26 protein-coding genes and 1 other annotated feature are annotated in these 23823 nt (G+C 54.6%); of the genes, 18 read left to right on the forward strand and 8 right to left on the reverse strand.

Annotated features, from left to right (window positions below; all coding sequences use genetic code 11):
• Positions 1-64: 64 nt before the first annotated feature.
• The gene (gene topA / locus AC2TE5_RS12760) at positions 65-2662 is read right to left on the reverse strand and encodes a type I DNA topoisomerase (RefSeq protein WP_484611759.1); all 2598 of its coding nucleotides are present in this window, start codon (positions 2660-2662) and stop codon (positions 65-67) included.
• Positions 2663-3061: 399 nt separating this feature from the next.
• Here topA and AC2TE5_RS12765 point away from each other — a divergent pair, with 399 nt between their 5' ends.
• On the forward strand, positions 3062-3313 hold the full coding sequence (locus tag AC2TE5_RS12765) for a YciN family protein (RefSeq protein WP_023312072.1): 252 nt from the start codon (positions 3062-3064) through the stop codon (positions 3311-3313).
• 34 nt (positions 3314-3347) lie between these two features.
• Here AC2TE5_RS12765 and sohB read toward each other — a convergent pair whose 3' ends face one another.
• Positions 3348-4394, reverse strand: coding sequence for a protease SohB (sohB, locus tag AC2TE5_RS12770; protein WP_484611760.1), 1047 nt, complete (start codon positions 4392-4394; stop codon positions 3348-3350).
• A 251-nt stretch (positions 4395-4645) separates the two neighbouring features.
• Between sohB and AC2TE5_RS12775 the strand changes: the two genes are divergently transcribed.
• Together AC2TE5_RS12775 and cobO are read left to right on the forward strand one after the other, a co-directional pair.
• On the forward strand, positions 4646-5407 hold the full coding sequence (locus tag AC2TE5_RS12775) for a YciK family oxidoreductase (protein WP_213327743.1): 762 nt from the start codon (positions 4646-4648) through the stop codon (positions 5405-5407).
• A complete protein-coding gene (cobO, locus tag AC2TE5_RS12780; protein WP_024907116.1) occupies positions 5404-5994 on the forward strand; it encodes a cob(I)yrinic acid a,c-diamide adenosyltransferase in 591 nt (196 codons plus the stop codon). The genes AC2TE5_RS12775 and cobO overlap by 4 nt, the downstream gene beginning before the upstream one ends.
• Positions 5995-6030: 36 nt before the next feature.
• Here the strand turns inward: cobO and rluB are convergent, their stop codons facing one another.
• The gene (gene rluB, locus AC2TE5_RS12785) at positions 6031-6906 is read right to left on the reverse strand and encodes a 23S rRNA pseudouridine(2605) synthase RluB (protein WP_023312076.1); all 876 of its coding nucleotides are present in this window, start codon (positions 6904-6906) and stop codon (positions 6031-6033) included.
• A 378-nt stretch (positions 6907-7284) separates the two neighbouring features.
• On the opposite strand from rluB, the gene AC2TE5_RS12790 reads away from it, so the two are divergent.
• On the forward strand, positions 7285-8433 hold the full coding sequence (locus tag AC2TE5_RS12790; protein ID WP_484611761.1) for a PAAR domain-containing protein: 1149 nt from the start codon (positions 7285-7287) through the stop codon (positions 8431-8433).
• Positions 8423-8686 (forward strand): hypothetical protein, encoded by a 264-nt coding sequence (locus tag AC2TE5_RS12795; RefSeq protein WP_213327755.1) that lies wholly within the window; start codon positions 8423-8425, stop codon positions 8684-8686. Before AC2TE5_RS12790 ends, AC2TE5_RS12795 begins: the two co-directional genes overlap by 11 nt.
• A 64-nt stretch (positions 8687-8750) precedes the next feature.
• On the opposite strand, the gene AC2TE5_RS12800 is transcribed toward AC2TE5_RS12795, so the two are convergent.
• Positions 8751-9371 carry an L-threonylcarbamoyladenylate synthase gene (locus AC2TE5_RS12800; protein WP_003856793.1) on the reverse strand — a complete coding sequence of 207 codons (621 nt, stop codon included), beginning with the start codon at positions 9369-9371 and terminating at the stop codon, positions 8751-8753.
• Positions 9368-10249, reverse strand: coding sequence for an RNase RNM (gene rnm / locus AC2TE5_RS12805; RefSeq protein ID WP_252030169.1), 882 nt, complete (start codon positions 10247-10249; stop codon positions 9368-9370). The genes AC2TE5_RS12800 and rnm overlap by 4 nt, the downstream gene beginning before the upstream one ends.
• Before the next feature lie 139 nt (positions 10250-10388).
• On the opposite strand from rnm, the gene trpL reads away from it, so the two are divergent.
• From trpL to trpA, 6 genes are all read left to right on the forward strand, one after another.
• Positions 10389-10433, forward strand: a complete 45-nt coding sequence (gene trpL / locus AC2TE5_RS12810; protein WP_106993556.1) for a trp operon leader peptide — start codon at positions 10389-10391, stop codon at positions 10431-10433.
• Positions 10410-10504, forward strand: a sequence feature (Trp leader region). Its footprint overlaps the gene before it by 24 nt.
• Positions 10505-10527: 23 nt before the next feature.
• Complete coding sequence (locus AC2TE5_RS12815; protein WP_484611762.1) at positions 10528-12090, forward strand: anthranilate synthase component 1; 1563 nt, start codon at positions 10528-10530, stop codon at positions 12088-12090.
• Positions 12090-13685 carry a bifunctional anthranilate synthase glutamate amidotransferase component TrpG/anthranilate phosphoribosyltransferase TrpD gene (gene trpD, locus AC2TE5_RS12820; protein WP_159514355.1) on the forward strand — a complete coding sequence of 532 codons (1596 nt, stop codon included), beginning with the start codon at positions 12090-12092 and terminating at the stop codon, positions 13683-13685. The genes AC2TE5_RS12815 and trpD overlap by 1 nt, the downstream gene beginning before the upstream one ends.
• Positions 13686-13688: 3 nt before the next feature.
• On the forward strand, positions 13689-15047 hold the full coding sequence (gene trpCF, locus AC2TE5_RS12825) for a bifunctional indole-3-glycerol-phosphate synthase TrpC/phosphoribosylanthranilate isomerase TrpF (RefSeq protein WP_484611763.1): 1359 nt from the start codon (positions 13689-13691) through the stop codon (positions 15045-15047).
• 10 nt (positions 15048-15057) lie between these two features.
• Complete coding sequence (gene trpB / locus AC2TE5_RS12830; protein ID WP_032656715.1) at positions 15058-16251, forward strand: tryptophan synthase subunit beta; 1194 nt, start codon at positions 15058-15060, stop codon at positions 16249-16251.
• Positions 16251-17060 (forward strand): tryptophan synthase subunit alpha, encoded by an 810-nt coding sequence (trpA, locus tag AC2TE5_RS12835; protein WP_023312082.1) that lies wholly within the window; start codon positions 16251-16253, stop codon positions 17058-17060. Before trpB ends, trpA begins: the two co-directional genes overlap by 1 nt.
• A gap of 191 nt (positions 17061-17251) precedes the next feature.
• On the opposite strand, the gene AC2TE5_RS12840 is transcribed toward trpA, so the two are convergent.
• On the reverse strand, positions 17252-17668 hold the full coding sequence (locus AC2TE5_RS12840) for a hypothetical protein (protein WP_213327758.1): 417 nt from the start codon (positions 17666-17668) through the stop codon (positions 17252-17254).
• Between the two features lie 250 nt (positions 17669-17918).
• Here AC2TE5_RS12840 and yedE point away from each other — a divergent pair, with 250 nt between their 5' ends.
• The 3 genes from yedE (at position 17919) to AC2TE5_RS12855 (ending at position 19825) form a co-directional block, all read left to right on the forward strand.
• Positions 17919-19130: a selenium metabolism membrane protein YedE/FdhT gene (gene yedE / locus AC2TE5_RS12845; RefSeq protein ID WP_484611764.1), complete on the forward strand. Its 1212-nt coding sequence runs from the start codon at positions 17919-17921 to the stop codon at positions 19128-19130.
• Positions 19127-19360 (forward strand): sulfurtransferase-like selenium metabolism protein YedF, encoded by a 234-nt coding sequence (yedF, locus tag AC2TE5_RS12850; RefSeq protein ID WP_003856774.1) that lies wholly within the window; start codon positions 19127-19129, stop codon positions 19358-19360. The genes yedE and yedF overlap by 4 nt, the downstream gene beginning before the upstream one ends.
• Before the next feature lie 126 nt (positions 19361-19486).
• Positions 19487-19825 (forward strand): hypothetical protein, encoded by a 339-nt coding sequence (locus AC2TE5_RS12855; RefSeq protein ID WP_071995940.1) that lies wholly within the window; start codon positions 19487-19489, stop codon positions 19823-19825.
• A gap of 46 nt (positions 19826-19871) precedes the next feature.
• On the opposite strand, the gene ompW is transcribed toward AC2TE5_RS12855, so the two are convergent.
• A complete protein-coding gene (ompW, locus tag AC2TE5_RS12860) occupies positions 19872-20504 on the reverse strand; it encodes an outer membrane protein OmpW (RefSeq protein WP_023312086.1) in 633 nt (210 codons plus the stop codon).
• A 282-nt stretch (positions 20505-20786) separates the two neighbouring features.
• Here ompW and AC2TE5_RS12865 point away from each other — a divergent pair, with 282 nt between their 5' ends.
• The 4 genes from AC2TE5_RS12865 (at position 20787) to yciA (ending at position 23055) form a co-directional block, all read left to right on the forward strand.
• Complete coding sequence (locus tag AC2TE5_RS12865) at positions 20787-21191, forward strand: YkgJ family cysteine cluster protein (protein ID WP_484611765.1); 405 nt, start codon at positions 20787-20789, stop codon at positions 21189-21191.
• A 25-nt stretch (positions 21192-21216) separates the two neighbouring features.
• A complete protein-coding gene (locus AC2TE5_RS12870; protein WP_094934670.1) occupies positions 21217-21960 on the forward strand; it encodes a YciC family protein in 744 nt (247 codons plus the stop codon).
• A 55-nt stretch (positions 21961-22015) separates the two neighbouring features.
• On the forward strand, positions 22016-22555 hold the full coding sequence (locus AC2TE5_RS12875; protein ID WP_023312088.1) for a septation protein A: 540 nt from the start codon (positions 22016-22018) through the stop codon (positions 22553-22555).
• 104 nt (positions 22556-22659) lie between these two features.
• Entirely contained in the window at positions 22660-23055 is a 396-nt protein-coding gene (gene yciA / locus AC2TE5_RS12880) for an acyl-CoA thioester hydrolase YciA (RefSeq protein ID WP_023335966.1), read from the forward strand.
• 38 nt (positions 23056-23093) lie between these two features.
• Here yciA and tonB read toward each other — a convergent pair whose 3' ends face one another.
• Positions 23094-23816 (reverse strand): TonB system transport protein TonB, encoded by a 723-nt coding sequence (tonB, locus tag AC2TE5_RS12885; protein ID WP_193940732.1) that lies wholly within the window; start codon positions 23814-23816, stop codon positions 23094-23096.
• Positions 23817-23823 lie beyond the last annotated feature (7 nt).

The following is a 23823-nucleotide window of genomic DNA, read 5'->3' on the forward strand; positions in this document are numbered from 1 at the left end:
AACAAGGCAATAAAAAAGGGCCGGAAATCCGGCCCTTTTACAGGTAAGTTACGGTAAGGGAAGATTATTTCTTGCCTTCAACCCATTTGCCATCGACAAAGAAAGCTGACCATCCGGTCGCTTTACCCTCTTTCTCGGCCGCAACATACTGCTGCTTGGTTTTACGGCTAAACCGCACCACGGTTTTGTTGCCTTCCGGATCCTGCTGTGGCGCATCGGCCAGATAACGCAGTTTCTCAGGCAGACGATCGCGGAAGCGATGCAACTCTTCCACCAGCGGCGCGCGCGTTTCACGCGATTTCGGGAAGGTGTTGGCGGCGAGGAAGACACCCGCAGCGCCGTCACGCAGCACGAAGTACGCGTCGGATTTCTCGCACGGCAGTTCTGGCAGCGGAACCGGATCTTCCTTCGGCGGAGCCACTTCACCGTTACGCAGAATTTTGCGCGTGTTTTTACACTCGTCGTTGGTACAGGCCATGTACTTACCGAAACGCCCCATTCTCAGGTGCATTTCAGAGCCACACTTCTCGCACTCCACAATCGGGCCGTCATAGCCTTTAATGCGGAACTCACCCTCTTCGATCTCATACCCGTCACACGTTGGGTTATTACCGCAGACGTGCAGCTTACGTTTTGGATCGATCAGGTAGCTGTCCATAGCCGTGCCGCATTTTTTGCAGCGGCGTTTGGCACGCAGAGCGTTAGTTTCCGCATCGTCACCTTCCAGCACGTTGAGAACTTCGTTCTCAGGCACCAGGTTGATGGTGGTTTTGCAGCGCTCTTTTGGTGACAGCGCGTAGCCGGAGCAGCCAAGGAACACGCCCGTGGTTGCGGTGCGGATCCCCATCTTGCGGCCGCAGGTTGGGCAGTCGATGCTGGTCAGAACCATCTGGTTAGGCAGCATGCCGCCCTCTTCAGGATCCTTCTCCGCTTTTTCAAGCTGGTCGGTAAAGTCGCTGAAGAAGCTGTCGAGTACCTTTTTCCATTCCGCCTGATGGCTGGCAACCTGGTCGAGGCTGTCTTCCATTTGCGCGGTGAAATCGTAGTTCATCAACTCGCGGAAGTTAGCTTCCAGACGGTCGGTGACGATCTCACCCATTTTTTCCGCATAGAAACGACGGTTTTCAACGCGTACGTAGCCACGGTCCTGAATTGTCGAGATGATGGACGCGTAGGTCGACGGACGACCAATGCCGCGTTTTTCCAGCTCTTTCACCAGGGACGCTTCACTGAAGCGCGCAGGCGGCTTGGTGAAGTGCTGTGCCGGAACCAGATCGACAAGCGACAACTCGTCACCTTTGTTCACCGCTGGCAGCGTCCGGTCTTCATCACCTTTACGCAGCGCAGGCATCACTTTCGTCCAGCCGTCGAAGCGCAGAATACGACCGCGCGCCTTCAGGCGGAAATCACCCGCGCCGACGGTCAGCGTTGTGGAGTCGTACTTCGCAGGCGTCATCTGACAAGCGACAAACTGGCGCCAGATCAGCTGATACAGCTTCTGCGCATCCGCTTCCATATCTTTTAACGATTCCGCGAGGACGGAGACGTCGGAAGGACGAATCGCTTCGTGCGCTTCCTGGGAATTCTCTTTGCTGGCGTACTGATTCGCACTTTCCGGCAGGTATTTTTTGCCGAAATTGTCGCTGATATAGCCGCGAACCATATTAACAGCGTCCTGGCTCAGGTTGGTGGAGTCAGTACGCATGTAGGTGATGTAACCCGCTTCATACAGGCGCTGCGCCATCATCATGGTTTTCTTCACGCCATAACCCAGACGCGTGCTTGCAGCCTGTTGCAGCGTAGAGGTAATAAACGGCGCACCCGGCTTGCTGCTGGTCGGTTTGTCTTCACGTTCCAGCACCTGATAGCGTGCTTTTTCCAGCAGCGCTACGGCGGCCATGGTCTGGTCGCGGTTTTCTGGACGGAAAGGCTTATCGTTGTGATGGCTTACCTGCAGCGGCAGAGCGTCACCGCCCGGCGTGGTCACATTTGCGTCAACTTCCCAGAACTCTTCCGGCACGAAAGCTTTAATTTCGCGCTCACGCTCAACGACCAGACGCACGGCGACGGACTGCACACGACCTGCGGACAGGCCACGGGCAATCTTCTTCCACAGCAGTGGAGAAACCATGTAGCCCACAACGCGGTCCATAAAGCGACGTGCCTGCTGTGCGTTTACACGGTCAATATTCAGCTCGCCCGGCTTCTCAAACGCCTGACGAATCGCATTCTTCGTAATTTCGTTAAACACTACACGGCTGTAGCGTTTGTCATCACCACCAATTACTTCCCGCAGGTGCCACGCAATGGCTTCCCCTTCGCGGTCAAGGTCGGTTGCGAGATAGATGTGGTCTGCTTTTTCAGCAAGCTGCTTCAGCTCGTTAACGACTTTTTCTTTCCCGGGCAGCACTTCATATTGTGCATCCCAGTTGTGCCATGGGTTCACACCCATGCGGTTGACAAGCGCGCTACGTTCATCCTTTTTAGGCTTTTTAGCCCCTTTGGTGGAGGTAGAGTCTGCGCTCTTTTTGCTGGCTGAGCCACTGGTCGGCAAATCGCGGATATGACCCACGCTGGACTTAACCACGTAGTCATTACCCAGATACTTATTGATCGTTTTGGCTTTTGCCGGGGACTCAACGATGACGAGAGCTTTACCCATATTCACCTTTACCTAATTTAATTCTTCCAGGAATACGCCGCACGTTGATTTCCCTTCCGCTGACGACGAGCCAATGATATTGCGACTGCGTCAGGGGATATCAACCCCTTTGTCTTACCGGGCGTTAAAGAAAAGACGCCCAGGTGATTGAGTTTTCGGGTATTTTTCTCACATCTCGTGTAATTCGTGACGAATTCCCGGTTGAATGTCAAGCAATTCTGTTGCCAGAATGACGAAAGCGCACACTCTACCTGATAAAATTCGTTACGCAACTTTATTAGCATGCAAAAGCAAATCCCGCCAGCCGGGACCCTGCACCTTATCCCCTCACATTACAGGGAAAATTTGCCCCCAAAGCGCCCTCGGCGTAGACTATTGTCACTGTTTAAGGAGTGGATTATGCAGAATACGACCCAACCTATTGACCGAGCCTCTCTGCTTATCGAAGCAAACAAGCTTATCCGTGACCATGAAGATACGCTGGCGGGCATTGAAGCCACCGGCGTCGAGCAGCGTAATGGCGTGCTGATTTTCAGCGGTGAATACTTCCTTGACGAACAGGGGTTGCCGACCCCGAAAAGCACCGCCGTGTTTAACATGTTCAAATACCTGGCGCATACGCTCTCCGAGAAATATCACCTGGTCGATTAATGCAAAACGCGAGGCATATGCCTCGCGTTTTTGTTTACAGCAGCGGTTTCTGTCCGCGCTGTAGCCAGCGCAGCAGCAGGCGGTCCGCGCTTTCTGCCGCGCTGTTGGTAAAGCGGTCAAGGAGTCGCTTACGCTGGGTAAAGCGCACGCCCACCAGTTCCCGGCCTTCCATCAGGTTGAGCAGCAGATCGTCGCTGGTTCCGACGTCATCCACCAGCCCTTTCTCCTGCGCCTGGACGCCGTACCAGTGCTCCCCCGTCGCGACCTGTTCAATATCGAGCGTCGGACGCATACGGTGCACGAAATCTTTAAAGAGGTGATGCGTTTCGTTGAGGTCTTCACGGAATTTCTGACGCCCTTCTTCCGTGTTTTCTCCCAGCAGCGTCAGGGTACGTTTGTACTGACCCGCCGTGTGAAGTTCGATATCAATCTCTTTATTTTTCAGGAAGCGGTTAAAGTTCGGAATTTGCGCGACCACGCCGATCGAGCCAATAATGGAGAACGGCGCGGCAACAATTTTGTCCGCCACGCAGGCCATCATGTAGCCACCGCTGGCCGCCACTTTATCCACCGCCACGGTCAGCGGGATCTGTTTTTCACGCAGGCGCTGCAGCTGTGAGGCGGCCAGCCCGTAACCGTGAACCACCCCGCCCGGGCTTTCAAGACGCACGACAACCTGATCCTGCGGCGTCGCCACGGCCAGAACGGCAGTCACTTCCTCCCGCAGAGAGGAAACCTCATGCGCATCCATACTGCCTTTAAAATCGAGCACATAGACACGCGGAGCAGCCTTATCCTGCGGCGCATTGAGCTTTGCTTTTGCCTTTGCCGCCTTGGCTTCCTGTTTATGCTTTTTCTTCTGCGCTTTCAGCCAGAGTTTCTGTTGATGACTATCAAGCAGCGCCAGAGACATCTCTTCCTGCATCTCTTTATACTGCTCGCTCAGGCGGGTGATGCGTAACTCCCCTCGCTGACGCTTGCGCTGCGTCAGGTTGACAATCAGAACGGCAACCACCGCAATGGCAATCACCACCGTCGCGATTTTGGCCAAAAACAACCCATATTGAGAAAGTAATTCCACGCGTTCCACCTTGATTTAACCACGAATCTTTCACGGCAGTGTACAACAGCCCTGCCCATGCGTCTCGCTCGTGACATTACCTCTGCGAGCCGCCTTCAGGAATCCCCGGTCTGGAGTTTAAATATTTGCAAATTGTTAATTTTACAGTAATGCGTCCTGTAGACTGATTGAATTATTAGGCTAATTCGGGCATAAAGCCGAAAAGTCATCATAAAGGCGCCATTGCGTTACCGGTCGCCTGAGGAGTCACCGTGCATTATCAACCGCAAAAAAATCTGCTGCAAAACCGGATTATTCTTGTCACCGGTGCCAGCGACGGGATTGGCCGCGAGGCGGCCCTGACATACGCCGAATACGGCGCGAACGTCATTCTGATCGGGCGCAACGAAGAAAAGCTGAAAAACGTCGCTCAGGAGATTGAGGCCGTATGCGGCACGCCGGCCCCGTGGTATACACTGGATTTGCTGACCTGCACGCCCGCGGTGTGCCAGGAGTTAGCCCAGCGCATCAGCGCCCACTATCCGAGACTCGACGGCGTGCTGCATAACGCCGGCTTGTTAGGCGAAGTGCGTCCGATGGATGAACAGGATCCTGATATCTGGCAGCAGGTGATGCAGGTCAACGTCAACGGTACGTTTTTCCTCACACAGGCATTGCTTCCTTTATTACTGAAATCCGAAGCAGGGTCCCTGGTCTTTACCTCTTCCAGCGTTGGCCGTGAGGGACGCGCAAACTGGGGAGCCTATGCCGTATCAAAATTCGCAACCGAAGGCATGATGCAGGTGCTGGCGGAGGAGTATCAGAGCCGCCATCTGCGGGTAAACTGCATTAACCCGGGCGGTACGCGCACCAAAATGCGCGCCAGCGCGTTCCCGAGCGAAGATCCGCAGAAGCTGAAAACCCCGGCAGACATTATGCCGCTCTATCTCTGGCTGATGGGCGACGACAGCCGCCGCAAAACAGGGATGACCTTTGACGCCCAGCCGGGCCGTAAACCAGGAATTTCGCAATGAGTGAAGAACGTCATCAGCAGCGCCAGCAGCGTCTGAAAGAACAGGTCGATGCGCGCGTCGCGGCGGCACAGGACGAGCGTGGGATCGTCATCGTCTTTACCGGCAACGGCAAGGGGAAAACCACCGCCGCATTCGGCACGGCGACACGCGCCGTCGGTCACGGGCAAAAAGTGGGCGTGATCCAGTTTATTAAAGGCACATGGCCTAACGGCGAGCGGAATTTGCTCGAGCCTCACGGCGTCGAGTTTCAGGTCATGGCGACCGGGTTTACGTGGAATACCCAGAACCGGGAAACGGACACCGCCGCCTGTCTCGCCGTCTGGGAGCATGCAAAGAGAATGCTGGCCGATCCCTCGCTGAATATGGTTCTGCTGGATGAGATCACCTATATGGTCGCCTACGACTACCTGCCGCTGGAAGCCGTGCTGGATGCTCTGAAGAACCGTCCTGTACACCAGACGGTTATCGTCACGGGGCGCGGGTGTCATCGGGATATTCTGGAGATGGCCGATACCGTCAGCGAGCTGCGCCCGGTCAAACACGCGTTTGATGCGGGCATCAAAGCGCAAATTGGCGTTGATTACTAAACGAAAAAAGCCCGGTGCGTTGACCGGGCTTTTATATTAACCGTTGTTATTACGGCTGCCGGAGCGGCGGCTGCTGCTCACCTGGCTGTGGCGCTTCACCGCGCGACGGATCTGATTCGCCTTCATGCGACGACGATCTTTTTCCACCGCCACTTTTGAGGTGGTTTCCGGCGTCAGGCCGACCAGCTCGCGCAGGTAGTTGGTTTGGGTCAAATCCAGTTCGGTATAACCACCGCGTGGCAGTCCTTTCGGCAGCAGAATGTCGCCGTAACGGACACGGATAAGACGGCTTACCTGGACGCCTACCGCTTCCCACAGACGACGCACCTCGCGGTTACGGCCTTCGGTCAGGGTCACGTTGTACCACTGGTTAATGCCTTCCCCACCGGTAAACTTGATGGTTTTGAACGCCGCAGGGCCGTCTTCCAGCTGAACGCCACGCGACAGATCGCGCAGTTTATTCTCATCAACCTGGCCAAATACGCGCACCGCGTATTCACGTTCCACTTCACGGCTTGGGTGCATCAGACGGTTTGCCAGTTCACCATCGGTGGTAAACAGCAGCAGACCGCAGGTGTTTACGTCCAGACGACCGACGGCAATCCAGCGAGCGCCACGCAGTTTAGGCAGACGGTCAAACACCGTCGGACGACCTTCCGGGTCGTTGCGGGTACACAGCTCGCCTTCCGGCTTGTAGTAAGCCAGCACGCGGCAGATTTGTTCAGCAGACTCTTTCACGGAGATAAGATGACCGTCGATGCGGATCTTCAGCCCCGGTACGATTTCAACGCGGTCACCCAGCGTGGCGATTTTACCGTCCACACTCACGCGGCCCGCTTCAATAATGGCTTCGATTTCACGGCGTGAGCCGTGGCCGGCACGCGCCAGCACTTTCTGTAACTTCTCGCTCATTGAGCTTCCTCAGGTGTCGCCTTCACAGGCGTCTGGTGTACTTTATGAAATAATGAGCCAGCTAAAAAGCATCTCATTGTAATATAAGTACTTATTACATTAAAGGGCATCACAATTAGGACACCCACACAAACGTGGCCTGATATATTACATTAACTTCGTTAGGAATGCTTCTTCACGTTTCTTTAGTTTAAGTCCAGCAACTGGCAAGCTGGATCAGGTTCTTGAGTACGAACCCGGTTTCCCGAAACATCCCTCTTGCCCAAAAGCGTGAATTGGGCATTGATATAATTTACTTTCGTTCGAACATTATTGCTCATGAAATTACTGTGTGTAAAATAGTCAGGTTGGTTATATTCATACAAAGTAGAGGGATTTATGGCAATGGGCTTCTATCTACGGATAGGTGATCAGACTACCTGCAAAGGGAAGATACTGACTGGGGATGAAACGCTAACTTGGTATGGTGTAGCCGGAGCGCGAGAAGGTGACCAGGTGTCATGCGGCAAGCATCCGGGGACATATAAAATATTGGGTGGCACATCTGACATGTGGAACGATGGAAGAAGACTGGCGGGAACACTGGACAGCGTCAGTTCCTGTCCGTGCAAGGCCAGGTTCATCCCTACCATTCCCGACTGTTATGAACAAGATACTCTCTCATCGTTGAAACATTCAGGTATCACAGAAGAGATTCTTACATCAACATTTCTCCCACAGTCAGATCCTGAACAACATGAACAGGCAGCGAAGAAGCAAAATAGCTTTGCTGACCCCTGCAAGCCTGAAGATAACCCGCTACTTAACGGCGTTTACCTCTGGATTGAAACAACAAGTGCAGGTCATGCTTTCGTTTCGGTGCATGAAAATAACAGCATTTATCTATATACCTATGGACGCTATGGGCGCACTGATAAAAGTACCTTCACTGGGGATGGGATTTTAGACTTTTTCCAAGATGAAGATGCGCGTAATTATTACCGATACGAACTTTATGAAATGGGTGCTCGCGCTTTCCGCATTGATGATGCAGATTCTAAAAGAACCCGTAAATTCTTCGAAAACCTTTGGATTGGCGGTGTAGCACCAATTCAAACGCCAAACATGCAAGACGGTACAAAGCGAAGAGGCCACACGATTGATAAGTATGATGTGACTGGTAGCAACTGTACCACCCACTCAGTTGAGGGGATCAAGTTTGCTGGCTCAAAGTTATTCGATCACGGTTACACATCCACGACAACACAGCTACCAATCAACATAGAAGAAGATTTTACTATTCCGGTTTCACTGCAAAGTTATCTTGAATCAAAGAGTGCAGACTTCTCCTCAATGCTCGTTGTCGAAATGACTAATACATTCAAACAGCAGTACCCTAACACCGAGAAAAATAAACCTCAACCAATGGGAGGGAGTGCAAAAATTCAACAAGCTGCTGCCGATTCCGCTGCTGTTGTAGGCTCAACATCCCCATACTCAGGCGGTACAGTAGGCGGTTCATTGGGAAGCACTTACGATGATAAATAAAAAGTTCTGGATCAGGTGGATGAGTATCGCGCTGATCTGCGTAGCGTATTACGTTATCGTGCTTTATTTCGATCTTGTCTTCGCTCTTAACTTTTCAGAGACAATGAGCCAGGGCGGAGAATTTACCCCTTCTCAATGCACCTGGTTAGTTAATGAGCTCTCGCAAAATCACTCTGATTCGGCTTTAGCCTCTATCATTGGTTTCGCTGTATGCGTCCCTCTGATCCTGCTCATCTTCAAAAAAGTGAGATGACCACCAAAGGCTGGAGAGATCCAGCCTCCGCTCTTCCCTTAATTTCAGGCATTAAAAACCTTATTTACAAGAAAGGCTTTACATCACCCACGCCTTCACGAATCACTTCCGGTGCATCTTCGGTTAAGTCGACCACGGTGGTCGGCTGCTGGCCGAGATAGCCGCCGTGAATAATCAGCTCGACCACCTTCTCCAGACGATCTTTAATTTCTTCCGGGTCGGACTCGGTAAATTCACTTCCCGGCAGCATCAGCGAGGTAGAAAGCATCGGTTCGCCGAGGGTTTCCAGCAGCGCCTGCGCAATCGGGTTAGAAGGCACGCGCATGCCGATGGTTTTACGTTTTTCCTGCAGCAGACGACGCGGTACTTCCTTCGTGCCCTTCAGGATGAAGGTGTAGTTACCCGGCGTGTTGTTCTTAATCAGGCGGAACGCCACGTTATCGACATACGCATAGGTCGACAGCTCAGAGAGATCGCGGCACATCAGGGTAAAGTTATGGCCGTCCGGCAGCTGGCGAATGCGGCAAATGCGTTCCATCGCCCCTTTATCTTCAATTTTACAGCCCAGCGCGTAACCTGAATCGGTCGGGTAGACAATTACGCCGCCTTTGCGGACGATCTCCACGGCCTGGTTAATCAGACGTGGCTGCGGGTTATCCGGATGGATATAGAAAAACTGACTCATACTTCCCTCTCTTCAATTTGCTGCGGCTGTTCCCAGAGCTGCCAGACCGGCTCAACGCCAGCGGGCAACCAGAGCTTGCGCCCCAGTTCGATCCAGGCGCAGGGCTGATGGAAATCAGACCCCTGTGACCCAAGCAGGCCAAACTGGCGGGCATAGGTCGCGAGCTGCGCACGCTCGTTGGGCGCCTGCTGACACTGCGCGACTTCCATCGCCTCGCCACCGCATTCGGCAAAGTGTGCCAGCAGCCTTTTCAGCCATTTAGCAGAAAGATTATACCGTCCCGGATGGGCCAGCACGGCCTTACCGCCAGAATGATGAATCACATCAATAGCTTGTTTTATTGTACACCACTGTGGCGGAACGTATCCGGTTTTCCCGCGCGCCAGATACTTTTTAAAAACATCCGCCATGGTTGTCGCTTTCCCCGCTTCGACCAGAAAACGGGCGAAATGGCCGCGAGTGACCGCCCCGCCGTTCGCCATCTTTTGTGCGCCTTCCAGCGCGCCCGGAATATGCGCCTTTTCGAGACGCTCGCCGATCATCTCTGCACGCTGAGTGCGGCGCGTTTTTTGTTCTTGCAAAAATGCAGTCAGTGCCGGATGGTCTATATCGATGTTCAGGCCAACGATATGAATCTCATGGTTTTCCCAGACGGTTGAGATCTCGACGCCGGAAACCAGATTCAGCGCCAGCCCGCTGCGGGCGATCTCGGCGCGCGCCGCCGGAATGGCGTCTGTCGTATCGTGATCGGTTATCGCCAGCGTGCCGACGCGCATTTCAACGGCACGATGAACCAGGGCTTCGGGTGTCAGCAGGCCATCAGAGGCCTGAGTATGGCTGTGTAAATCATAAATAATGGCGTAGGTGGTATCGCTCAAAGCACTTCCCATAACAGGTTGGAGACATCCGAAAACACCATGATACCGACTTAACGCGAAATTCTGAAATCAAGGGTTGACAACTTGCCATCGAACTAGTTAACTAGTACGCAAGTTCACACGAGAAAGGTATCTGAAAATGACAGCACATTTCACTCTGCACGGTTGGTGGCGTACTTCCTGATCCTCGGGCAGTGTCACGCGTCTGCGAAATGCAAACAGATACCCAGCCCGCTTCCAAGCGGGCTTTTTTTTGAACAGAAAATGAGAATAAAATCATGCAAACAGCCAAACCACACCTCGAACTGCTGACCTGCGAGGCGGCCTATCGCCACAACCCCACCGCGCTGTTTCATCAGGTCTGCGGTGCACGTCCGGCGACGCTGCTGCTGGAGTCTGCGGATATCGACAGCAAGGACGATCTCAAGAGCCTGCTGCTGGTCGACAGCGCGCTGCGCATTACCGCTTTAGGTGACACCGTCACAATCAAGGCACTGTCAGACAATGGCGCATCGCTGCTGCCGCTGCTGGATGCCGTCCTGCCTTCAGGCATTGAAAACGAACGTCATCCAGAAATGCGCATTCTGCATTTCCCGCCGGTGAGCCAGCTGCTGGACGAAGACGCGCGCCTCTGCTCCCTGTCCGTTTTCGACGCCTTCCGCCTGCTGCAGAACCTGGTCACCGTTCCGGAAGACGAGCGCGAGGCGATGTTCTTTGGTGGGCTGTTTGCTTACGACCTGGTCGCCGGATTTGAAGATTTGCCGGAAACCGAGCAGGGTAATCGCTGCCCGGACTATTGTTTCTATCTGGCTGAAACCCTGCTGGTGATCGACCACCAGAAGCAATACACCCGCATTCAGGCAAGCCTGTTCACGTCCTCTCCCGCTGAGAAAAACCGTCTCGAGCACCGCATCGCTCAACTGCAGCAGCAGATGACGGAAGCGCCGCCTGCACTTCCGGTGCAGCGGGTGGAAAAAATGACATGCGATGTTAACCAGACCGACGATCAGTACGGCGCCGTGGTTCGCCAGATGCAAAAGGCGATTCGCGCCGGGGAAATTTTCCAGGTGGTGCCTTCACGTCGCTTCTCCCTTCCCTGCCCGTCGCCGCTCGCAGCCTACGACGTGCTGAAAAAGAGCAACCCAAGCCCGTACATGTTCTTCATGCAGGACAACGAGTTCACGCTGTTCGGCGCCTCGCCGGAAAGCTCGCTGAAGTACGATGCCACCAGCCGTCAGATTGAGATCTACCCGATTGCCGGAACCCGTCCGCGCGGACGTCGCGCCGATGGCTCCCTGGATCGCGATCTGGACAGCCGCATCGAACTTGAAATGCGTACCGACCACAAAGAACTCTCCGAGCACCTGATGCTGGTTGACCTGGCGCGTAACGATCTGGCACGCATTTGCACCCCCGGCAGCCGCTACGTGGCGGACCTGACTAAAGTCGACCGCTATTCGTTCGTGATGCACCTGGTCTCCCGCGTGGTCGGCGAGCTGCGCCACGACCTCGACGTGCTGCACGCCTACCGCGCCTGCATGAACATGGGCACCCTGAGCGGCGCGCCGAAAGTGCGCGCTATGCAGCTGATTGCCGCTGCCGAAGGACGCCGTCGCGGCAGCTACGGCGGCGCGGTGGGTTACTTCACGGCCCACGGTGACCTGGATACCTGCATCGTGATCCGCTCCGCCTATGTTGAAGACGGTATTGCCACCGTCCAGGCGGGTGCCGGGATTGTCCTTGATTCTGTTCCGCAGTCTGAAGCTGACGAAACGCGCAGTAAAGCCCGTGCGGTCCTTCGCGCCATTGCTACCGCACACCATGCACAGGAGATTTTCTGATGGCTGACATTCTGCTGCTCGATAATATCGACTCCTTTACCTATAACCTGGCAGATCAGCTGCGTGCGAATGGTCATAACGTCGTTATCTATCGCAACCACGTTCCGGCGCAGACCCTGATTGACCGTCTGGCAACCATGCAAAACCCGGTGCTGATGCTCTCTCCGGGGCCAGGCGCACCGAGCGAAGCGGGCTGTATGCCGGAGCTGCTGACCCGTATGCGCGGCAAGCTGCCGATTATCGGCATCTGCCTCGGTCATCAGGCGATCGTTGAAGCCTATGGCGGCTACGTTGGCCAGGCGGGTGAGATCCTGCACGGTAAAGCGTCCAGCATTGAACATGACGGCCAGGCAATGTTTGCCGGGCTGCCGAACCCGCTCCCGGTCGCGCGCTATCACTCGCTGGTTGGCAGCAATATTCCAGCCGGGCTGACCATCAACGCCTCGTTTGAAGGCATGGTGATGGCGGTGCGCCACGATGCGGACCGCGTCTGCGGCCTGCAGTTCCACCCGGAATCTATCCTGACCTCCCACGGCGCCCGCCTGCTGGAGCAGACGCTCGACTGGGCGTTACAGAAGCTGGAGCAGACCAATACCCTGCAGCCGATTCTGGAAAAACTGTACCAGGCGCAGACCCTGAGCCAGCAGGAGAGCCACCAGCTCTTCTCCGCTGTGGTTCGCGGTGAGCTGAAACCTGAACAGCTGGCGGCCGCGCTGGTGAGCATGAAGGTGCGCGGCGAAAGCCCGCAGGAGATCGCCGGTGCCGCTACGGCCCTGCTGGAAAATGCCGCCCCGTTCCCGCGCCCGGACTATCAGTTTGCCGATATTGTCGGCACCGGGGGAGACGGCAGTAACAGCATCAATATCTCCACCGCCAGCGCCTTCGTGGCGGCGGCGTGTGGTTTGAAGGTCGCAAAACACGGTAACCGCAGCGTTTCCAGCCGGTCAGGCTCTTCCGATTTGCTCGCCGCATTCGGTATTAATCTCGATATGAACGCCGAGCGTTCCCGTGAAGCGCTGGATGACCTGGGCGTCTGCTTCCTGTTTGCGCCGAAGTATCACACCGGTTTCCGCCACGCGATGCCGGTTCGTCAGCAGCTTAAAACCCGCACGCTGTTTAACGTGCTAGGCCCGCTGATCAACCCGGCGCACCCGCCGCTGGCGCTGATTGGTGTCTATAGCCCGGAACTGGTTCTGCCGATTGCCGAGACGCTGCGCGTGCTGGGTTATCAACGTGCCGCCGTGGTGCACAGCGGCGGTATGGATGAGGTTTCTCTTCATGCGCCGACGCTGGTGGCTGAACTGCGCGACGGTGAAATCCTCAGCTATCAGCTGGACGCTGCCGACTTCGGCCTCGCGCCGTATCACCAGGAAGCGCTGGCTGGCGGTACGCCGGAAGAAAACCGTGACATTCTGACGCGCTTATTACAAGGTAAGGGAGAGGTCGCTCATGAGGCCGCCGTTGCTGCCAACGTCGCCATGCTGATGCGTTTGCACGGTGAGGAAGACCTGAAGGCTAACGTTCAAAAAGTTCTGGATGTACTGCGCTCCGGTGCAGCTTACGATCGCGTTACCGCACTTGCGGCAAGAGGGTAAAGAATGCAGACCGTTTTAGCGAAAATCGTTGCCGATAAGGCCATCTGGGTGGAAGCCCGCAAGCAACAGCAGCCGCTTGCCAGTTTCCAGAATGACGTCGTACCAAGCCAACGTCGTTTCTATGATGCCCTGCAGGGTGCACGCACCGCGTTTATTCTTGAGTGCAAAAAAGCCTCCCCGTCTAAAGGCGTTATTCGTGACGATTTCGACCCGGCGCGTATTGCCGGCATTTATAAGCATCATGCGTCAGCCATCTCCGTGCTGACGGATGAGAAATATTTTCAGGGCAGCTTCGATTTTCTGCCGATCGTCAGCGGCATCGCGCCGCAGCCGATCCTGTGCAAAGACTTTATTATCGACCCGTATCAGATCTGGCTGGCGCGCTTTTACCAGGCCGACGCCTGCCTGCTGATGCTCTCGGTGCTCAACGACGAGCAGTATCGCCAGCTTTCCGCCGTGGCGCACAGTCTGAACATGGGCGTGCTGACCGAAGTGAGCAACGAAGAGGAGCTGGAACGCGCGATTGCGTTGGAAGCCAAAGTGGTCGGGATCAACAACCGCGATCTGCGCGACCTGTCCATTGACCTGAACCGTACCCGCCAGCTGGCGCCGCGTCTGGGCTCTGGCGTGACGGTGATCAGCGAATCCGGCATTAACAGCTATGCCCAGGTGCGCGAGCTGAGCCACTTCGCCAACGGTTTCCTGATTGGCTCCGCCATGATGGAGCATGACGATCTCAATGCTGCCGTGCGCCGCGTGCTGCTGGGTGAAAACAAAGTCTGCGGCTTAACCCGTGAACAGGATGCCCAGGCCGCGTATGAAGCCGGGGCGATTTACGGCGGGCTGATCTTTGTCGATTCCTCCCCTCGCGCGGTCAGCGAAGAACGGGCGCGTAAGGTCATCGCAGCGGCTCCGCTCAGCTACGTGGGCGTTTTCCGCAACGCAGATATTGCAGACGTTGCGGCCAAAGCCGACGCGTTATCCCTGAGTGCGGTGCAGCTCCACGGCGATGAAGACCAGAGCTACATTGATGCCCTGCGCGCCGCGCTGGCACCACAGGTACAGATCTGGAAAGCGCAAAGCGTTGGCGATACGTTGCCCTCGCGTAACCTCAACCATGTGGACAGATACGTCCTCGATAACGGCCAGGGCGGTACCGGCCAGCGTTTTGACTGGTCGCTGCTGAACGGCGAAAAACTGGACAACGTCCTGCTGGCGGGCGGATTAAGCCCGGATAACTGCGTAGAAGCCGCCAAAACCGGCTGCGCAGGCCTCGATTTCAATTCAGGCGTAGAGTCCCAACCGGGTATTAAAGATGCCAGCAAGCTGGCCTCGGTTTTTAAAACTCTGCGTGCATATTAAGGAAGAGAAGATGACGACATTACTTAACCCGTATTTTGGTGAGTTCGGCGGGATGTACGTCCCGCAAATCCTGATGCCCGCACTGCGCCAGCTGGAAGAAGCGTTTGTCAGCGCGCAGAAGGATCCGGCGTTTCAGGCGGAATTTACCGACCTGCTGAAAAATTACGCCGGTCGTCCGACCGCGCTGACCAAATGCCGTAACCTGACGGAAGGCACCAAAACCACGCTTTATCTGAAGCGTGAAGACCTGCTGCACGGCGGCGCGCATAAAACTAACCAGGTGCTGGGCCAGGCGCTGCTCGCGAAGCGTATGGGTAAAACCGAAATCATCGCCGAAACCGGCGCAGGTCAGCACGGCGTGGCCTCTGCGCTTGCCAGCGCCCTGCTCGGCCTGAAATGCCGCATCTATATGGGGGCGAAAGACGTTGAGCGTCAGTCTCCGAACGTCTTCCGCATGCGTCTGATGGGGGCGGAAGTGATCCCTGTGCACAGCGGCTCCGCGACGCTGAAGGATGCCTGTAACGAAGCGCTGCGCGACTGGTCCGGCAGCTATGAAACCGCACACTATATGCTCGGTACCGCGGCGGGCCCGCACCCGTTCCCGACTATCGTGCGCGAATTCCAGCGCATGATCGGTGAAGAGACCAAAGCGCAGATCCTTGAAAAAGAGGGCCGCCTTCCGGATGCGGTGATCGCCTGCGTTGGCGGCGGGTCTAACGCCATCGGTATGTTCGCAGACTTTATTGACGACACCAGCGTGGGTCTGATTGGCGTCGAGCCTGCCGGTCACGGCATTGAATCGGGTGAACACGGCGCGCCGCTGAAGCATGGCCGCGTGGGGATCTACTTCGGTATGAAATCCCCGATGATGCAAACCGATGAGGGCCAGATTGAAGAGTCTTACTCTATTTCTGCCGGCCTCGACTTCCCGTCCGTCGGGCCACAGCATGCGTTTCTGAACAGTACCGGCCGCGCGGACTATGTCTCCATTACCGATGATGAAGCGCTGGAAGCCTTTAAAACGCTGTGCCGCAGCGAAGGGATCATCCCGGCGCTGGAGTCTTCGCACGCGCTGGCGCATGCGCTGAAAATGATTAAAGAAAACCCGGAAAAAGAACAGCTGCTGGTGGTGAACCTTTCCGGCCGCGGTGACAAAGATATCTTCACCGTTCACGATATTCTGAAAGCACGAGGGGAAATCTGATGGAACGCTACGATAACGTATTTGCAGAGCTGAAATCCCGCCAGGAAGGCGCGTTCGTTCCCTTCGTCACTCTGGGCGATCCGGGCCCGGAACAGTCGCTGAAGATTATCGACACCCTGATTGAAGCCGGTGCCGACGCGCTGGAGCTGGGTATTCCGTTCTCTGACCCGCTGGCGGATGGCCCGACCATCCAGAACGCGACGCTGCGCGCATTTGCCTCCGGCGTGACGCCAACCCAGTGCTTCGAGATGCTGGCGGCGATTCGCCAGAAGCACCCGACCATTCCGATTGGCCTGTTGATGTACGCCAATCTGGTGTTCAACCGCGGTATCGATGAGTTTTACGCCGAGTGCGCTCGCGTGGGCGTCGACTCCGTTCTGGTGGCAGACGTGCCGGTTGAGGAGTCTGCTCCATTCCGTCAGGCGGCAATGCGCCATAACGTCGCCCCGATTTTCATCTGCCCACCGAACGCTGATGACGAACTGCTGCGCCAGATTGCCTCTTACGGACGCGGGTATACCTACCTGCTCTCCCGCGCTGGTGTGACCGGTGCCGAGAATAAAGCCGCACTGCCGCTGCATCATCTGGTGGAGAAGCTGGCCGAGTACCATGCCGCGCCTCCGCTGCAGGGGTTCGGGATTTCATCCCCGGATCAGGTCACTGCAGCGATTGACGCGAAGGCGGCAGGTGCAATCTCCGGCTCCGCGATTGTGAAGATCATCGAAAAGAACGTGGACAAGCCCGAGCAGATGCTGGCCGAGCTGAAAGCATTTGTGACCGCAATGAAAGCGGCGACGCGTAAAGCATAATCCTTCTGCCGTCTGGCATCTCAGCCAGACGGTTCACTTTTTTATTTTCACGACACATATTATTCCGCGTTAATATTAATTGTAATGAATAGCACACTAATACTTAATTGCGCGTTTCACTGCTTTGCCGAGATTGGCTAAAAGTAGCCAGACCTGGTTAACAATCGTCGGCTCGGGACATTATCACCTTATTAGCCCATTACCTGCAGGGCGCTTTTCATGGTAATGTTTTTATTGCTAATTTCTCTGGCGGCCTCTTTTAGCGCGATGTTCATCGCTACCGTTGTAACTGGCTTTGCATACCCTTTCACGCGATTGGATTTACTCTGAAAAACATAGACATCCTGCGGGTTAGATACCTTTCTTTGCTTAAATAACTGACGCAGTATCTTGCACAGTCTAATTGTCCGCGACTCAAATTTTGGTGTGGCCTCAAGATGCAATATGTCATCTTTGATATCGCTATACTTTATGTTTACGACCCGACAACTTTCAGCACGTAAAAAAAATAACGTTAACCATAAGTCACCCCACGTCTTTGAAATCCGGAATAACCTCTGGTGGATGACCATGAACTCATCGGTAGTTATAGAATCAGTTTTCGCCATTGAAAACGCCAACATCCCATTCAAGCATGACTTAACATAACATTAACCATTTAAATATTTATTCAACACTTGTTCAGTCGCCTCACGACGCTTTATCCGCGTGGGATAAGACGTAGGATTTAGTGATAAAAGTCATAAAAAAGGTCGGTATTTGGGAGAAACTTTTTGGAGAGGTTTTGGAGAAAGGAAAAAAGTTATATATTCCAGTCCGTTAAATTCACTTACACCTTCTGAGTTCAGAGGCTTATTCATGTCATGGCAACACTTCAAACAGACTTACCTCGTTAAGTTCTGGTCACCCGTTCCGGCCGTTATCGCGGCAGGCATTCTCTCTACCTACTATTTCGGCATTACCGGCACCTTCTGGGCCGTAACCGGCGAGTTCACCCGCTGGGGTGGTCAATTGCTGCAGCTCGCTGGCGTGCATACCGAAGAGTGGGGGTACTTTAAACTCATTCATCTGGACGGCACACCGCTTACCCGCATCGACGGGATGATGATCGTCGGCATGTTCGGCGGCTGTTTCGCGGCGGCGCTGTGGGCAAACAACGTTAAGTTGCGTATGCCCAAAAGCCGTATTCGTATTATGCAGGCGGTGGTCGGCGGTATCATTGCCGGGTTTGGGGCCCGTCTGGCGATGGGCTGTAACCTTGCCGCTTTCTTTACGGGGATTCCTCAGTTTTCGCTTCACGCCTGGTTTTTTGCTGTCGCCACGGCCATCGGCTCTTACTTTGGCGCAAAATTCACCCTGCTGCCGCTGTTCCGCATTCCGGTGAAAATGACAAAAGTCAGCGCAGCGTCTCCGTTAACCCAAAAGCCCTCTCAGGCGCGTCGCCGTTTCCGCCTCGGTATGCTGGTCTTTTTTGCTATGGTCGCTTGGGCAATGTGCACTGCGATGAACCAGCCCAAACTTGGCCTGGCGATGCTGTTCGGCGTGGGTTTTGGTCTGCTCATTGAACGCGCGCAGATCTGCTTTACCTCCGCGTTTCGCGATATGTGGATCACCGGTCGGACGATGATGGCGAAGGCGATTATCGCCGGAATGGCGGTCAGCGCCATCGGTATCTTCAGCTATGTTCAGCTCGGCGTCGAACCGAAAATCATGTGGGCCGGTCCTAACGCGGTCATTGGCGGCCTGCTGTTCGGCTTCGGGATCGTACTGGCTGGCGGATGCGAAACCGGCTGGATGTACCGCGCCGTTGAAGGTCAGGTGCATTACTGGTGGGTAGGACTGGGGAATGTTATCGGCTCGACGATCCTGGCGTACTTCTGGGACGATCTGTCTCCGGCGCTTGCCACGAGTTGGGACAAGGTCAACCTGCTGAGCACCTTCGGCCCCCTCGGCGGCCTGCTCGTTACCTACGCCCTGCTGCTGGTCGCTTTTTTACTGGTTATCGCGCAGGAGAAACGCTTCTTTCGTCGTGCGAGTGTTAAAACAGAAACCCAGGAGAATGCTGCATGAAAGAGATCGTGCCCGATTACCGTCTGGATATGGTCGGTGAACCCTGCCCTTATCCGGCTGTTGCCACGCTTGAAGCGCTACCGCAGCTCAAGAAAGGGGAAATTCTGGAAGTGGTCAGCGACTGCCCGCAGTCCATTAACAACATTCCGCTGGATGCAAAAAACCACGGCTACACGGTGCTGGATATCCAGCAGGATGGCCCGACCATTCGCTATTTGATTCAGAAGTGATCGCTAAGGGCCTCGTAAGGGGCCTTTATCCTATTGAATTATAGGACATCTTGATCCACGGCAAAAACGCAATTTTTGACTTAAGTAAAATCTCATTTCCCTTTTGAAGGAGGTTTTCGCGGTTTGATGTATTTACGAGCTTTACTGGTTTTCGCCTTATTGATTCCCTTCCATGCGCTGTCCCTGAATTTCTCTTCTACCTTCCTGCGCCTTAATTGTCCGCAAAGAGGACTTGTCGAGGTCATTCTGCACGTTTATGACCATACCCAGGAACGATGGCAAGGTCATTTTGAAACCGGTGCGGGACATAAACGTGCGGGTGATACCGAAATTATCCCGTTTGCCAACGGCGATATTCTTTTTCATTCCCTGTCCAGCGACGCTTTCAGCTATTTATATGATGGGGAAAAGATCCTGAGGCACTGCGTAAAGCTTGATGAGCGGCCGGTTTATCCGTCGTTTTGAAGTGAGCAAAGCAAACTGGCCACCCTGTGGCCAGTTTGACGGCGGATCAGAAACGATAACCCGCAGAGAACATAAACACCCACGGATCCAGGCGAGTATTGATACTCTGCTGCTGACCGCCCGCCTTGAAGCGTACGTCCGTATCAATATCCATGTACCAGACCGAGGCGTTGATCAGCCAGTCGCGGTTAATCAGATAATCCAGACCGACCTGCCCCGCCATACCCCATGAATCTTTTAGGCTGAGGTCCGTCAGACCGGCCTCTTTACCGGTATCGTTAAACTTCTCGTCAAAGAAGGTGGTGTAGTTCACACCGGCGCCAATATAAGGGCGCACCTTGCTGCTGGCATCGCCAAAATACCATTGCGCCATCAGCGTTGGCGGTAAATGGTGAACCGTAGCGATATCACCGGTTGCGCCCAGACCCACGCGATGACGGAACGGCGTTGCAGCCAGAAGCTCAACACCAACGTTTTCCGTCGCCATATAGGTGAACGTTAACCCTAACTGGGTGTTATTACTGACGTTAAAACCGCCCATACCCAGCACGTTATCCGATCCTTCAGTTGGGCGAACCGTAGCCGAACCGGCACGAATAAAGAATTCGCCTGCTTCATGCGCATACGCGCCGCCAGAGAGACTGCTTAATACAAGGGCTGCCACCGCTAATTTTTTCATATCCGCTCCATCGTTGTGGTTTTAATCGCGGGTGAGAATATACTCACAAATGAGTAATAAGTGATCTGCTACAGATCACATTAAAACCAGTAACTTAACATTCATTGATCTGGATTAATTTTTTGTTACGCATCCAAAAGCGATAAGTTGTTCCCATGTCAATTTTTGGCATTTCACAGTTACAAAATTTTCCCTTTTCCCCCTCTTGCTCTTCCTCTGGCGGCTGGATAATTTATCGCTCTTACAAGTTGATTTGATGCGTTCTTCTTTAGCAGGTGTGCCATGAGTGATATCAACCCGTGCATGACGTGCGGAGCCTGTTGTACGTATTTTCGAGTCTCTTTCTACTGGGCCGAAGCCAGCGATGGCGGCGGTACCGTTCCGGTTCATCTCACAGAGCCGCTAACGCCTTTTCTGCGCTGCATGAGCGGCACTAACCAAAAGCAGGTCCGCTGTATGGCGCTACAGGGTGAGCCCGGGGTCTCTACCCGGTGTTCCATCTATGAGGATCGGCCCAGCCCGTGCCGGGAATTTGCCATGTCGGGGGAAGATGGGCAGGTCAACGAAGCCTGCAATCGCGCCCGGGCGCGCGTTGGATTACCGCCGCTTTACAAAGATATGCTTTTCCATACAAGCCTTGATGCTGCCACAGCAGGCGCATCCGGTGTACAATTGCCGGCTAATTAACACCTGCAATACTCAAGGAGAGTGCATGTCTATCACGGCGAAGTCTGTCTACCGTGACACGGGAAACTTTTTCCGCAATCAGTTCATAACCTTTTTACTGATCGCGTTGCTATGTGCCTTTATCACGGTGGTGCTGGGCCATGCCTTCTCACCGAGTGATGAACAGATTGCCAGCCTGAGCCAGGGCGACCACCTTGCCGGAAGCGTGGGACTATTTGAACTGGTGCAAAACATGACCCCTGAACAGCAGCAAATTCTGCTGCGGGCGTCTGCCGCATCCACGTTCTCAGGCCTGATTGGTAATGCGGTTCTGGCGGGCGGCGTTTTGCTGATGATTCAGCTAGTATCGGCAGGTCACCGGGTCAGCGCCTTACGGGCGATTGGTGCCAGTGCGCCAGTCTTACCTAAGCTGTTTATCCTGATCTTTTTAACCACCCTGCTGGTGCAAATGGGAATTATGCTGGTCGTGGTGCCGGGCGTATTACTGGCTATCGTGCTCTCATTCGCGCCCGTGATGGTCGTGCAGGATAAGATGGGGATTTTTACCGCGATGCGCAGCAGCATCAGGCTGGCATGGGCTAATATGCGTCTGGTGGCTCCCGCCGTGATCGGCTGGCTGCTCGCCAAAACGCTCCTGCTGTTGTTTGCACCGAATTTTGCGGTATTAACGCCAAATGTTGGCGCGGTAGTGGCGAATACGCTTAGCAACCTGATTTCAGCGGTACTGCTGGTCTATCTGTTCCGCCTGTATATGTTAATTCGTCAGTAATCCTGAGGCGGGGGCATCGCAGCCTCCCGCCCCGCTCAGAAGATGGAATCACAGAATGAAGCAGTTTCTTGATTTTTTACCGCTCGTGGTCTTTTTTGCTTTTTATAAGCTGTATGACATTTATGCCGCGACCACTGCGCTGATCGTTGCGACCGCTGTTGTACTGATCTACAGCTGGGTTCGCTATCGTAAAGTCGAAAAAATGGCGCTGATAACGTTCGTCCTGGTCGCCGTGTTCGGCGGGCTTACGCTGTTCTTCCACAACGATGAATTTATTAAGTGGAAAGTGACCGTTATTTACGCGTTGTTTGCGGGCGCATTGTTAATCAGCCAGTGGGTCATGAAAAAGCCGCTGATCCAGCGCATGCTGGGCAAAGAGCTGACGCTGCCTCAGGAAGTCTGGTCCCGTCTGAATATCGCCTGGGCAGTCTTCTTTATTCTCTGTGGTCTTGCCAATATCTATATCGCCTTCTGGCTGCCGCAGAATATCTGGGTCAACTTCAAGGTCTTCGGCCTGACCGCGCTGACGCTTATCTTCACGCTGTTAAGCGGCGTATACATCTATCGCCACATGCCGCAGGACGACAAGCACTGATTAACGACTGACCAGAACGTCAACGACAGGCGTTCTGGTCTATTCTCTCCGCTGTGAAATCATAGTAGCATCCCGCCTGAAGTCTTCCGTTACGAGTTAAAACAATGACAACAAATAACGCCCCGCAGGGCGAACTGGTTTTACGCACACTGGCAATGCCCGCTGACACCAATGCCAATGGCGATATTTTTGGCGGCTGGCTGATGTCGCAGATGGATATGGGCGGCGCAATTCTGGCAAAAGAGATTGCCCACGGGCGCGTGGTGACTGTGCGAGTGGACGGCATGACCTTCCTTCGCCCGGTTGCGGTGGGAGATGTAGTTTGCTGCTACGCGCGCTGCGTCAAACGCGGCAACACCTCTATTTCAATCAACATCGAAGTATGGGTTAAGAAAGTCTCTTCTGAACCTATTGGGCAGCGTTATAAGGCCACCGAAGCGCTGTTTATTTATGTCGCCGTAGATAGCGAGGGTAAACCTCGCCAACTTCCGCAGGCCTGATCGACAGGCAAAAAAAAGCCTCCATCAGGAGGCTTTTTTTATTCCATCTGCGCCCCGCCGTTCAGGCGGAAAACAATGTTCACAATCAGTCCGCTGCCCGGTTTTCCGGCTTCATAGCGCCATCTGCGCATCGCCGATTTCACTTCGCGCTCAAACATATTAGAAGGCTGAGCGGACAAGATTTCCACGTTATCCACGCGGCCATCCGCAGTGACGTCAAATTTTACCCGTACGCGGCCTTCAATACGTAAGGCCTGCGCTCGCGCCGGATACTGAGGCTGGTTGCGACTCAGCGCGCGCGGACCCGCCGGGGCACTGACTGTCGGCTTAGGCGCTGTTGCGGTGTTATTCATCACCGGACGCGAAGGCGCCGCATTCTCGACCGTCTGGGTCGCGCGCGGTTCAACCGGACGTTCTTCGCGTTTTGGACGCTCCTCGACCTTCTTCACCGGCTTTGGCTTCGGCTTAGGTTTTGGCTTCGGTTCAGGCTTGTGGATCACAACCGGCGCTTCCTTCGGTGGCGCCGGAACAGGCTCGGGCTCTGGCTCTGGTTCCGCCACCGGCTGTGGCGGCGGAGGGGCAACCTGCGGCGGTTCGAGATCCGCTGGCGAGACCATCGTCACCGAAATCGGCTGCGCGGGCGCGGGCATTTCAATAACCTGATGAACCGAGGTATACAGCAAACCCGCAACAACAGCACCGTGAATCACGACAGAAAGCAGCGTCGGCCAGGGAAAGCGGCGAGGTAAATCAAGGGTCATCGAAGTC

It is taken from the genome of Enterobacter sp. N5-15, from assembly GCF_057221635.1.